General features: G+C 34.0%; 11 protein-coding genes. 8 read left to right on the forward strand and 3 right to left on the reverse strand.

Annotated features, from left to right (window positions below):
• The first annotated feature begins 399 nt into the window (after positions 1 to 399).
• Positions 400 to 1,686, forward strand: coding sequence for an alpha/beta hydrolase family protein (locus tag NFRAN_RS10575; protein ID WP_134484961.1), 1,287 nt, complete (start codon positions 400 to 402; stop codon positions 1,684 to 1,686).
• 575 nt (positions 1,687 to 2,261) lie between these two features.
• On the opposite strand, the gene NFRAN_RS10580 is transcribed toward NFRAN_RS10575, so the two are convergent.
• Entirely contained in the window at positions 2,262 to 3,038 is a 777-nt protein-coding gene (locus NFRAN_RS10580) for a hypothetical protein (protein ID WP_197731178.1), read from the reverse strand.
• Between the two features lie 1,012 nt (positions 3,039 to 4,050).
• Between NFRAN_RS10580 and NFRAN_RS10585 the strand changes: the two genes are divergently transcribed.
• The 4 genes from NFRAN_RS10585 (at position 4,051) to NFRAN_RS10600 (ending at position 7,345) form a co-directional block, all read left to right on the forward strand.
• On the forward strand, positions 4,051 to 4,269 hold the full coding sequence (locus NFRAN_RS10585; RefSeq protein ID WP_134484963.1) for a hypothetical protein: 219 nt from the start codon (positions 4,051 to 4,053) through the stop codon (positions 4,267 to 4,269).
• A 348-nt stretch (positions 4,270 to 4,617) separates the two neighbouring features.
• Positions 4,618 to 5,955, forward strand: a complete 1,338-nt coding sequence (locus NFRAN_RS10590; RefSeq protein ID WP_134484964.1) for a patatin-like phospholipase family protein — start codon at positions 4,618 to 4,620, stop codon at positions 5,953 to 5,955.
• Positions 5,956 to 6,318: 363 nt separating this feature from the next.
• Positions 6,319 to 6,789, forward strand: coding sequence for a hypothetical protein (locus NFRAN_RS10595; RefSeq protein WP_134484965.1), 471 nt, complete (start codon positions 6,319 to 6,321; stop codon positions 6,787 to 6,789).
• Between the two features lie 349 nt (positions 6,790 to 7,138).
• Positions 7,139 to 7,345 (forward strand): hypothetical protein, encoded by a 207-nt coding sequence (locus NFRAN_RS10600; RefSeq protein ID WP_134484966.1) that lies wholly within the window; start codon positions 7,139 to 7,141, stop codon positions 7,343 to 7,345.
• 889 nt (positions 7,346 to 8,234) lie between these two features.
• On the opposite strand, the gene NFRAN_RS10605 is transcribed toward NFRAN_RS10600, so the two are convergent.
• Both NFRAN_RS10605 and NFRAN_RS10610 read right to left on the reverse strand, forming a co-directional pair.
• A complete protein-coding gene (locus NFRAN_RS10605) occupies positions 8,235 to 9,557 on the reverse strand; it encodes an alpha/beta hydrolase (protein WP_134484967.1) in 1,323 nt (440 codons plus the stop codon).
• A gap of 480 nt (positions 9,558 to 10,037) precedes the next feature.
• A complete protein-coding gene (locus tag NFRAN_RS10610; protein WP_134484968.1) occupies positions 10,038 to 11,282 on the reverse strand; it encodes an alpha/beta hydrolase family protein in 1,245 nt (414 codons plus the stop codon).
• Between the two features lie 167 nt (positions 11,283 to 11,449).
• Between NFRAN_RS10610 and NFRAN_RS14385 the strand changes: the two genes are divergently transcribed.
• From NFRAN_RS14385 to NFRAN_RS10615, 3 genes are all read left to right on the forward strand, one after another.
• Positions 11,450 to 11,578 (forward strand): hypothetical protein, encoded by a 129-nt coding sequence (locus tag NFRAN_RS14385; RefSeq protein WP_269472324.1) that lies wholly within the window; start codon positions 11,450 to 11,452, stop codon positions 11,576 to 11,578.
• 68 nt (positions 11,579 to 11,646) lie between these two features.
• A complete protein-coding gene (locus NFRAN_RS14515; protein WP_425321229.1) occupies positions 11,647 to 11,805 on the forward strand; it encodes an alpha/beta fold hydrolase in 159 nt (52 codons plus the stop codon).
• 48 nt (positions 11,806 to 11,853) lie between these two features.
• A complete protein-coding gene (locus tag NFRAN_RS10615; RefSeq protein WP_134484969.1) occupies positions 11,854 to 12,165 on the forward strand; it encodes a hypothetical protein in 312 nt (103 codons plus the stop codon).
• Positions 12,166 to 12,554 lie beyond the last annotated feature (389 nt).

Consider the following 12,554-nt stretch of genomic DNA (forward strand, 5'->3'; position numbering starts at 1 on the left):
CCCTAGTTAATACCAAACGCCGAGACCGTGTAGTGTGTTAGTAGTTCCAGTCTACTATTTATGAATCGAAGCTATGAAATTGACTAAATCATGAACTAGAACGAGGTAATGGTAGCGAGCCGTATTAAAAAAATCCTTTATCTGTACCCATTTAGCCTTGATGTTTCCAGATATGCAAATTATGTCATTACAACAGAGCGTAGAAAGAATGTTGCGCTAACATAAAATATCTTTTTGGGTAAATTCTAGTAATCCTGATCAGATATTAGGTCAGTGCAGACCTCGATGTTGAACCGATTACAATGGAAAAGATTTGTCATGCCATACGATGAGTGTTTACAAAAGGATTGCTCTGTCCCTTAGCTAATTTTTTAAGTTAGTGATTTTTGTAAAAAGTTATTGAAACTAGTATTTAATGATCCAACCTTTTCCTTTCAACTGCTACGAGCGATAGGTTCTTCGTATTATGGTGGCGCCGATATTGGTGAATGCTTGGCTACCGCTTACAGAATCAAAGAAGGGGATTTTGAAAGCTGGTATAATGAATGGTATCAAACGGCATCTAGGGTCCGAACTTTTGGAGAAAAATGTCTCGCTGAACATCATAACATTAGTGCAAGTCAGGCTTTTTTGAGGGCTTCAAACTACTATAGGACAGCTGAATTCTTTTTACATGACAAACCCAATGATCCTCGAATCATTGATTCATGGCAAAATAGCGTTGATTGCTTTATTAAGAGTTCAGAACACTTTACACATTCTTTTGAAGTTGTTGAAATCCCTTATGAAGGAAAGACTTTGCCTGGGTATTTCTATAAACCAAATCTTCTTGATAAGAGTAATAATAAAAATGCTCTTTACACTTCTGCAACAGACTCTTATCCTAATTACACTAACTCTTTAAAACTCCGACCGACCATTGTCATTCATACGGGGTTTGATGGTACACAAGAGGAATTGTATTCACAGTGTGTGTTGGCTGCATTACAAAGAGGATATAATTGTCTTACTTTTGAAGGACCGGGTCAGGGGGCAGTGATCCGTAAACAGAACATTCCTTTCAGATACGATTGGGAGAAGGTTGTATCTCCTGTTATAGATTTTCTTTTAAAGAGGGAAGAAGTAGATAATGACCGTTTGGGATTAATAGGAATAAGTTTGGGTGGGTATCTAGCTGCCAGAGCTGTTGCCTTTGAAAGAAGAATTTCGGCTTGCATATTAAATGACGGTGTATTTAATGTATATGATTCGTTTGTAAGAAATATGCCTAAATTCCTTACGGATATTATTGAAAACAATATAGAGTCCAAAGCAGAGGAGGTAAATTCTGTTATCAAAGAAGCCGTGACACAGAATACCGGGGCTAGATGGGCCATTTCGCATGGAATGTGGGTTTTTGGAGCATCATCACCATTTGACCTTTTCAGAAAAGCTAGAGACTATACTCTAAAGGATGTAATAAATGAAATAAAATGCAATACTTTAGTAATGGAGGCTGAAGAAGATCATTCTTTTCCACTACAGCCCCAGCAAGTATACAGTCATCTAACCTGTCCTAAGGATTATATGTTATTTACAAAAGATGAGGGCGCAGAAGACCATTGTCATGTCGGTGCACTTTCTTTGGCTAATCAAAGGATGTTTGATTGGCTCGATAAAACATTATCACATAATCTGAAAAACTAATTGATCTAATTTTTTTTATCTTTGTACTTTTCTAAACACAAACAACTTAACAATTACTTTGAGGATACGTTAACTAGTTTCATTCAATTCCTGTCAATATCAATAAAGACATTAATTGATACTAACAATCGAATTATGTAAAAATCGGTTTGGCAGTAGTAAGGAGACAAGCTGACATATGGATAAATTATCAAATATTTATCTTGAGAGAAACATATGAGATTTCATTGAATCTTTATCTTGTTACTTGACAATATTGTTAGATACAAGCTGTGACTGTGTTGTCGATTAAATTCCTTCCTTACTACTTTATTGGATATTTTCCTTGTTCTTTTTCTGTTATAATTACTACAAATATACATCATACGAATCAAACTTCCTTACCATTCACAAGATAAGCAATATGAATAGCAATTTTACGTCATTTATTTTCCCCTGTTGCTGCATATAATCCCAATTATGGTACCTATGGGATATGAATTGCGATTTGTTGTAGAATGATGCAAGTGCTGCCATGTTTTTTTTTTGAGTCGCAAATAATATCCCTGCTTACATCTTGATAAAATATTTTTGGGTTAAGGAGAAGAACGGCTTGTTTCCAACATTTCTTCTTCCATTAAACTTTCTCTTTCAGAAATTCCAAGTTTTCCGTAACCTTCTGCAAATTTTTCATTGACATGGATTACTGCAGAATTGATATTTTCATAGTCGGTACCTATTCTTTCTGGGAGGGCATCGGCCTGTTCCTGGGTTGTTATAACACTACCTGGGGGTACAAATTTGTTATCTGCAACTTCTACTGCTCCTGTTATAGTACTTGCAACTCCTACTGCTACGTTATTCCCAAGTTTTGCATCAAATACCATGCTCTCCATCCCAACAAATGTATTATTTCCTACATATGCAGGTCCATGGATCAATACACCATGTGCTAAGCTTGAGTTTTGACCCACAAAAACAGAATATCCGTTATCGAATCTGCTATCGTTGCCTAATAATCTTTCTCCAGTAATAGAAAAGCGTCTTTCATCTATATTTTTGCCATTAAATGTAGTTTCTAAACCGTGTAACACAACACCATCTTGCAAGTTAGAAAATGGTCCAATATGAATGGGTGTTCCTTCATCACCTCTGCATACAGCAGTAGGTGCCACGAAAACTTTTTCTCCTATATAGCAGTTCCCGATCACTATTGCAAATGGATGAATGAATGCAGATTCTTCCATAAATGGAGAAGATACATTTGCATTAAAATCAGTTACAACGTTTTGATGGATGTTTGGCCAACTGTTATTAGCAACTAATGTGACTTTCTCTTCTATTTGTTGTTTTTCTAATGTACTGCCTTGCACATCATTCTGAGTTGATATAGTAATCAGAACAAGCATGCTTACTATGAAAAGTAAACAAATACGTAATTGATATTTCTTGGCAAACATTACTATTAGTTTCGTTTTCCACGTATAATAAATACTGTAAATTAATATTATCTAATTGGTCAAAATTATTCCTTTCAATAAATGATTAATTTGTTTTTGTGCTCGAATCATGTGGATATCTGCACAGTTCTTATCGAATTAGATACTTATTGCAATAACATTTAGAATTGTATCCATATCCTTTCTCATAAGGAATCTTTATATCAGATCGTTTACATTCACTAATGTTGTAAACTTTTTCTCTTCTGATTTCATGCGCTTTTGATAATTGATATTCGCCCAATACTGTTCTCTCCAATAATGTCAAATATCCATCATCTGTCAAATCATTTGTCAACCTTACTCTGTGACATCCTAAAAACGTGTTCTTTTATTACAGTATTTGTCAAGTCAACAATCGGAATACAGATGTAGATCGTTGACCAATACTACAGATACTTCTTTATATACATCTTTACCAAGAAATACTTTATTCTCTTAACTTTGAAATCTGGGAGGGAAATTGTAGATTCGATCGAAAGCCAAATAACTATTTTTAAGGGTGGTTTAGACTTGTTAGATCGTACCTCGTTCATGATCAAAATTATTACAAAATATGTTTGACAGAATTCACTCATATTTCTAACCCGTTATTAGAATAATCGTATAAAATTTGAGCTGATATTGATTTATATTGATCATGTGCTCTGACTGAGGGTTTACCTGAATCTGATCAAAAATCATTTACTGTATCTTTTCTTACCGTTGTATAAAAAATCACTTTGATGATCTTTCTAGTTGATATATGTATATATCACGGCAGTTTTAAAGTAGGCTATTTAATCTCCATTAATGAAAGTGTTCCCTGTCCTTTGTTTGACGTGATTAAAATTAACCAACTCCAAACTATATATTTATAGTTAAGTTACAGGTATCATATTAATATATGGCAAACTACGATAATATAAAAAACTGTCTAGAACAAAATGGAGAAGCAATGTTACGATTGGACAATAATGAAAGTATTGAATTACATAAACACAATGTGAAATTTAATGACGCTTCGCAAGAGATCATTGTTGATGCCGGAACAGAAACTTATTGGATTGGCGCTGATAAGGTTACCTATTATTGGATACATAAGGAAGGCTTTAGTAAAGATTAGCTGAATTATTTTGAAGGCTTTCCGCTATTATTCTTTTCTGTTTTGAATTTTTTTCTCTTTTGCGAATTTAAAAAGTCAAAAGAAGGGAACTGAGAAGACAAACCAGGATTACCAATCAGAGTTTAGGCTATCAAAAACAAAAAAAGAGAAACAGAACATCAACGGACTTGTTTGTTAGTTTGTATTGTTGACGCATTCTTACTGTGCTACTCTTGCTGCTGTGTATTTGATACCTCTTCCTTCATATGATAGACACTATTATTATGAATGAGTCTTCTTTTATGGGTCTTGTTTTATGATGATGTCAATAAGACAAATTCCTTGAGAGGCTAATCAAAGTTTTAAAGTATGGCGAATAAGAAAAGAGGTAGTAGATGGATGAAATTTAGTTATAAAAGCCGTCAATCTTTTCCAAAATATGGGCGTAAAAGATCGGTTGAAAATGTGCTAGTTTTGCAGGGGGGAGGATCTTTGGGTGCATTTGCATGCGGTGTGTTTAAGGCATTAATGAAAGAGCAAATTAAGTTGGATATTGTGGCCGGAACGTCGATAGGTGCAATCAATGCCGCAATTATTACAGCTAGTAAAAGTAACCATCCGGAAATAGATTTGGAGAATTTTTGGCTTGAGTTGGCAGAAAGCAGTCATGAAATAATTCCCGACTGGTTTGTTCCCTTCGATAATCACTCGAAATATGGTATAAGTAATAATCTTCAGAGAATTTCAATGGCAGCTGTAAATGCCGCCATTTTCGGCGTCCCGAAAATGTTTCTCCCCAGGTGGAATCCAATCTATATGTTTACTGATAAGGATTATTTTATACCCAAAAACTGGACATATTTGTATGATAATACTCCTTTAGTCCGTACACTAGAAAAATATGTTGATTATAAAAAGCTTAATCTGCATTCGGTGACCAAGAATACCGGACCTAATAATCTTGAACATAATATGAGACTTTTAGTAACGGCAGTGAATGTTCTTACGGCAGAACCATTGATTTTCGATAGCGCTCGTATGCCTATTGAATCAAAACATTTGCTAGCAAGTTGTGGTTATCCCAATTATGGATTTCCATGGACTAAAATTGAAGAGAATGTTTATGGCTGGGATGGGAGTCTATTAAGTAATACTCCAGTTAGGGAAGTTATTGCCTCCTCACCACTAAATGATAAGAACATATTCATAGTCGAAAATTACAGTAGGGAAATAGATAGATTACCATCTAATATGGTAGAGGTTATGGACAGGGCTAAGGATATCATGTTTAGTGACAAGACCAAACATAGTTTAAAGATGACAAAGTTAATGACAAGACAAATACGGTTAATAGAAAAACTGTATGAATACTTCGAAGATGCCGAAAAAGAATTCGAGAAAAAAGGTTACAAGACCTTGCAAACCAATAGTGACAATGGGACGAATCGCGGTATCTTTATTACTGAAGTTGAGAAAGAACAAATAAGAAAAGAATACAAGAAGCTGGTCTTTAATCGAGGAGCAGAAATACTTTCAGTAACCAGAATATTGCGAAACAGAATGGAGAGACCACATGTTTCCAAGAATGCCAATTTTTCTGTTAAGGCAGTAAAATTATCTATATTGGAGGGAGAAAAAATAGCATTACAGTACATAAAGGAATTCAAGGAAAAGAACGAATATAATTATCAATCTAGTTTGCGGTAAAACAATGGTCGGCAAATATGATGTTGTATGCTTTTGAATACTGTTATTTGAATTACCATGACTCGTAGATTGATGAAACCATTCGATTTTGTACAATACAATAATTTTTCATTATTTTTATTGTCCGGGTATAATAATAACAAAAGATAAATTTGCAAATCCTATATAAAATCCTTTGATGCTATAAAAAAATTGAACCATATATGGATAATTTGGATGAAACAGGATAATTATTCAGAGTTTTTCGAGGATGGTGGAATACTATAAACACATGAAAGTGAAAGCATCAACAAATTTGAAGATAAATTTTTTACTATAAACTGGCAAGTAACATACGCCATATTAAAGAGAAGGTGACATGAAATGAAGACCTATAAAAATCAGGGTCTAGGATTAGCATTCGAATATCCATCTGAATGGGTTTCAGTAGATAACTGTAAGGTTAGATACGGAGTAGACGTACTCATGACAAATGGATTTGTGAACTTTGGTATCATGAGGATATCAGACGAAATTAAAAATGGTCTGATAAAAAGAGAAAAGACAATCAAAGAAATCATGAGAGCCACTATTCAAATAAACGAAACACTATACCAGGATGTTCAATTCAACAAATATGTAGTAAGAGATGCTTACACTGCATCTATCATGGTTAGTAAAAAAAGTAAAACTACAAGTTGTATTGTAATAGTGGAAAAAACTCTGATAGTATCTGCTGTAATAGATAATCAAATGTTTCTGGTAGTTTTGGAAGACACGCCGGAAAATTATGAATCTGGAAAGAGTCTGTCGCAGCTTAAACAGTTATTTAATTCCTTTAAATTCTTGTGCTAATTGAAAGATTATCAACTGCAATGATGTCATAATAAGTATATTTAAATTGATAATACTAAAAAGCCCTCTGATTCTGTTTCAGAATTGATTTACGATAAGCTATTGTAATAAATCGCCTAAATTCGGCTGACAAGTCTTTAAACAATGATGAAATCTGTCTAAAATGAATAAAAAGAAACATTAAATAAAATTTTTGTCTGATCTAATATTTAGGAATTAATAACAAACAAGGTTGTTGATCAAATTGGGGTTAAAACATATATCAATTTTGATTTGGGAGTAATATTTGAGTATCCATCAAAATGGTATACAGTAAATCACTAAAAAAATCTATGGTGTAGACGCATTATTGTTTAGAGAGTATACAAACTTTGGCATAACTGAAATTTCGGAAAAAGAACTCAAAATTCAAGAAAAAGACCAGCTAAGAAACAAGAATAAACCCTTTATGCAAAGATGTTTTATGATAGTCTTTGTAGATTTACCAGAAAACTTTGAATCAGGTGAGAGTCAGAAACAACTAAAAGATCTCTTTGGATCATACAGATTCATTTAAGCATCTAGTTTACACGATTTATATGACTAGTATACGACTAGATAAGATTAGCCTAGATTTAAAAATACAAAATTAAAAGACGCTAAAAAATACCAAATCTTGTTAAAATTACTAATACCAAGATGCCATGCATCTTCTAATTACAATACCAATCGCCATTTTGGTAACTACATATTGTAACTTCGATAGACATGTGGTCGGTTCTTGTCATAAAAGAGGATGAAAAAACTAAAAAAAGCAGTTAGCTCGAAACAAATTTTTCGAACCTTATTTGCATAATACAATCCAAAATTAAAAAGCAGTTGTAGGATTCGTTTTACATTGGTGAGATTAGTATTTTTGGATTCAATGACGTATCATGATGACATGGTTTATTACACAAAGGGCAATTCTTCCTATCTAGATTAATACAACCACATATATGATCTGCAATGGAGTCTTTTGAGGTCTTTTTAAATTTCTTAATGATAGCACAAGATGAACATAATGTATAGGTCGATTTAGGATATATTATACAGCCACAAATTTCACATGTTTGCATTATACAAATTTATGGATATATTATTGATAAACCCTTTGTCAAATTTAAAAACAAGAAAATAATAATAGCCGTATACACTGTTTAAAATTCAATGACTTTATACTTTAGAGACATTATCGCATGACCATATTCAGGTTCGCACGGTCTGAAAAGAATCTGTTTTATCTTTTTAATCCGGATGATAGAGCAAGCATTTGCAGCTTCGGTTTTATCACTAATTTTCCGGATATGTATGATATTATTGATTATTATCTCATTGCCATATTATCATAAGATTCATTTATTCTTAAATGAGGTCGGTTTAATAGGAAATAGCTTTTGATGCAAAAAGAGTAAAAATTGACTGGTTTAATCGCTTCGTGGAAACAGCCATTCAAACATGTCTCTAAGGACATACTCCTCCATCGGACCACTCTGGCTTATCCATTTACTTGAAATCGAGAGAGAATGTCCAAGGTTAGGATATGTAATTAAAAGGTGGTCTGGATGATTAACTCCTGTCAGTCGTTGTTGCAACAACAAACCCTGTTCGAGTGGAGTTGCACTATCGTTTTCACCTTGAAGTATTAGGACACCGATATCCGAAGATATATTTCCTATAATACTTAAAGTACTTTGCGAGTTTGGATGTGACTTCATCCATTTAGGACATCCTTCATATCCACCATTCCATTCGAAGTATCCATAGCGGACTTCACGACAATCGATAGATAAAGCAAAGTTAGTAGGAATAGTAACATTTTGGTATGCTCCTATAAGAGCCGTTTTCAAGTCACTTCCAACACTTAGAGTATTTTGACTGACATTCTGGAATACGTGATCGAGAGGACCCGTGGATGACTCATTGCGATGAATTCCCAGATTATTTGGATAATTAAGGATGTGAGTAACATTACCGCCAACTAAATCCTGTAATATAGGATCGTTTGTAATTTCATTTATTGTTAGTGTATCATTATCGCCTTTTTTTAATACATTCTTGACGTAATCCAGAGGGTTATTAACAATCTGGAAAAACAAAAGGTCCTTAAGGCTACCTGCAACCGCCCCCATTAATACAATATTTTTCACTTTATCTGGGTTTTCAATCGCAATTCTAGGAGCAATCATTGTTCCCTCGCTATGTCCAATCAATGTTACCTTCTTGGTTGAATTGACTTCTGGTTGTTGTAGAAGCACATTTAGGGCCTTTGAAGCATCCTGTTTTAGGTCATCAAACGTAGTGTTTCCCCATACATCAAAGTCTATAGTAAAGTTTGAGGTAATCCCCCTCTTATCGTATTTGAGAACGGCAAACCCCCTTTCAGAAAGGTACTGTGATATTTGAAAGAATGTCTGTTTTTCTGGATAAGTTTTCACACCAGTTTTATTATCAATAAGGATTAACCCACCTGTTTCGTTCATATCATTTGCTCCAGACCCTTGTATCAGCAGGATACCGGGAAATGGCCCTTCACCAATTGCTGGTAAGGATAACTGACCCTTCGTAGTCACTCCATCGCCTAAATCTAATTCTAAATCTCTATATTTTACAACCTGAAGATCTGATTGAGCAAATGCTTCATAATATCGTAAAGAAAAATCAAATGAGGTGGCCAACACACATAGACCAAAGAATATTCCAGTTAACACACCTAAACCAAGCAACGATGATTTTAATTTAACTAACAACTATAACAATAACAATCAATGCTATAATATAAAGTACTTATGATCCCAGAGACAACACTTAGAAATTCCAGCAATATCGATAACACTAGTCCCAAGTTATCTAAATGAATAAACCTCACCATCATATTCTTTCAAGTGAGAATTCATTCGGAAAAAAACCCAATTACAACTTTCTCTTTGGCGTTTAGAGGAATTGCCTAAACAAGTGAATTATTAAAAAAAGACGATTTTCTATGGATTTGAACTCGACCAGGTAACATGTAAACAGATCGATCCTATAAAACATGATTTACTTTATAGTTCTCGAGGGCAACGATCTGTCAAGATATAAAACAAGAACATTTCTAAGTAGTATCTCTGTCCTTTTGTTGTTATTGTTGTTGTTGTTGAGGAAAATGATGATGTTGTTACATAAAGATCAAATTTAAAGAATGCGATTACACACATTTCACAAGAAATATGTGATATTAATACTTGTTATCATAATTTAGAATGAGAATATAACCATGAATATAGATCTGCCAATACCTGTGGTTCAATAGGTCCAAATCCATTCTGCCATTCTGATGAAGAATAGAAAAAGTGCCCAAGGTTAGGATATGTTATCAATGTGTGGTTAGAATGATTTACTTCGTCAAGTCTCTGGTGCAATAACAAGCTCTGTTCAAGTGGAGTTGCACTATCGTTTTCACCTTGAAGTATAAGAATAGGTATAGCTTTGGATACATTGCCGATTACGCTTAAATTAGGTTCTAACTCTGTCTCAGACTTAATCCAAAGGGAACATCCAATTATTCTATAGCATTTGGATAAATCGAATGCTATTTTGTTTTCGTAATCTTTTATTAGCAAAGGTTTGATCTGTGTGTAGATATTAAGGTATGCATTTCCATTACTTTGATTTTCTGTTTCATCTTCTAGCCCATTTTTAGTAACATTGTCGATATTTAAAAGAGAAGAGTTTAACTCGATAATATCATCTAATAAGGGGTCTGATGCGATTTGATTGATAGAAACAAATCCAGTATTATTTGTATCAAGTATTTGTTTTGCATATTCAGAACGTAAATCAACAACTTGATAATACAATATATCTTTAATCAAATTTTGGGCTACTGTACCCATCAGTACTATATTCTTCACTTTATCTGGATTATCGATTGCTATTCGTGGTACAATGATGGTACCTTCGCTATGGCCAACTATGCTGATACTCTCGGGATCGACATCTGGCTGTGCACTCAAAATGCTAAAGGCCTTCTCTGCATCATTGACGAGATCCGTTACAGTCATGTTTCCCCAAACATTAGGATCCTGGATCGTAAGGTTAGGACCAATACCTCTCTTATCGTAACGAAGTACTTCAAAACCTCTTTCTGACAAATAATTTGCGATCTGCCAGAATGGCTTTACATCCTCGTTGATAGTTGCATTCATATCTGTTGCTCCTGAACCAGGTACAAGAAGTACGCCTGGAAAGGGCCCTTTTCCAGTTGCAGGATATGAAATTTGAGCATTTGTAGATACTCCATTACCGAGATCTATTGTTAAATTACGGAATTTGACAGTTTGAATATCAGATTGGGCAAAAGCTTTAGGAATTGTTAAAAGAGTTGGGTCGAAAGACGCCGATACATAAATTACCACGCTAAAAGATAGAATTAGTAGGAACAGAAAACCAACTCCAAAGAAAGAAGATGTATTTTCGAAGTTAGGTCTAAACAATAATAATAGCAACAACGTTTAGTATATAAGATTAACAATCATTTGCAGATCTTTCTCTTCTGTTGATTAGTCTCACAAGATTCTCATACTAATTCTACGAAACCAGATCATTAACTGGATCAGAATTGAGAAATTTCATACTCAAATGTTATCACAAATTAAGAGATATGAAAATAGAATACAAAGTTTTTGAAAATAAAGTTCTTTTGATAATGATTCTAAAGGAAGAAGCCGCTCCTTTTCATTATGGGATTGCGGGTAACTATGGACAGGTGGCCTCCGACAATACTATCTGACCTAATTCAATCTAACAATAAAGTTATAGTGTATAATAATAGGGTATGGAGAATTCAACAGAGGATCTATAGAATATACTACTAACCAACTAGCACACGACGCCGCAGGATTGTTGGGTGTCCTTGATATAGACAAGGCCCATATTGTCGGTTGGTCAGTGGGATCATACATTGCGGAAGAATTGACTTTGGTACATTCTGATAAAGTTAAAAGCTTAATCTTGTAGGGTACAGGTCTTGGTGGTGATAAAGCAATTTCCTCAAGCGCAGAGTTAATGCAAACGTTGGTCGGAGTTTCAGGTACTCCCGAAGATCAAGCAAGACAAATACTTTCTTTCTTCTTTACCCGACTATGGCTTACAAAAAATACCGAGTACATAAATCAATTCCCACTGCTTAAAAGTACTATATCTATAGAAACTACGCAAAAGCAAGCAAAAGCAATAGTTGGTTGGCAAGGAATGTACAATTTACCTTCAGTGATCACTCAACCAACATTGGTCTTGATAGAGATAGATGATACAAATAATACACCTAAAGCTGCATCGTCATTAGTTGAAAAGATCCCTTTAGTGTCGCTTGTATAAATTAAAGATGCAGGACACGGATTGATGTATCAGTATCCAGAAACCTTTACCAAAATGATAAAAACATTTCTAGAAATTATTTAGACTATGTATATGACGTATTTCGTTTGTATGCTTGTATAATCATTGAAAACAGCTCTTGAATAGAAGAATTAATTTCCCTAATATAATATGTCCGTCACCACGAGAAACAAAATTAACTTGATACATGATAAATTAACATTTTATAAACTTAAGAACGCAGAAATTAATCTGTTCAGAAAGACTATGTTCTGTAATTTAAAAAACGCTTAGATAATCCATGTCTTCTTTTTCTGATATACAAAAAAGAATTTTATTTACAGCCAAGTTGATGGGACTAGCAGCCAATCCTTTATTTAATTAACCAT

Origin of the sequence: Candidatus Nitrosocosmicus franklandus (assembly GCF_900696045.1) — an archaeon.
In the GTDB taxonomy this organism is placed as follows: domain Archaea; phylum Thermoproteota; class Nitrososphaeria; order Nitrososphaerales; family Nitrososphaeraceae; genus Nitrosocosmicus; species Nitrosocosmicus franklandus_A.

Excerpts from the sequence above, each read along its gene's own strand:
- NFRAN_RS10585 (WP_134484963.1), top strand. The coding sequence starts at position 4,051 with ATGGCAAACTACGATAATATAAAAAACTGTCTAGAACAAAATGGAGAA.
- NFRAN_RS10590 (WP_134484964.1), top strand. The coding sequence starts at position 4,618 with ATGGCGAATAAGAAAAGAGGTAGTAGATGGATGAAATTTAGTTATAAA.
- NFRAN_RS10595 (WP_134484965.1), top strand. The coding sequence starts at position 6,319 with ATGAAGACCTATAAAAATCAGGGTCTAGGATTAGCATTCGAATATCCA.
- NFRAN_RS14385 (WP_269472324.1), top strand. The coding sequence starts at position 11,450 with ATGAAAATAGAATACAAAGTTTTTGAAAATAAAGTTCTTTTGATAATG.
- NFRAN_RS10615 (WP_134484969.1), top strand. The coding sequence starts at position 11,854 with ATGCAAACGTTGGTCGGAGTTTCAGGTACTCCCGAAGATCAAGCAAGA.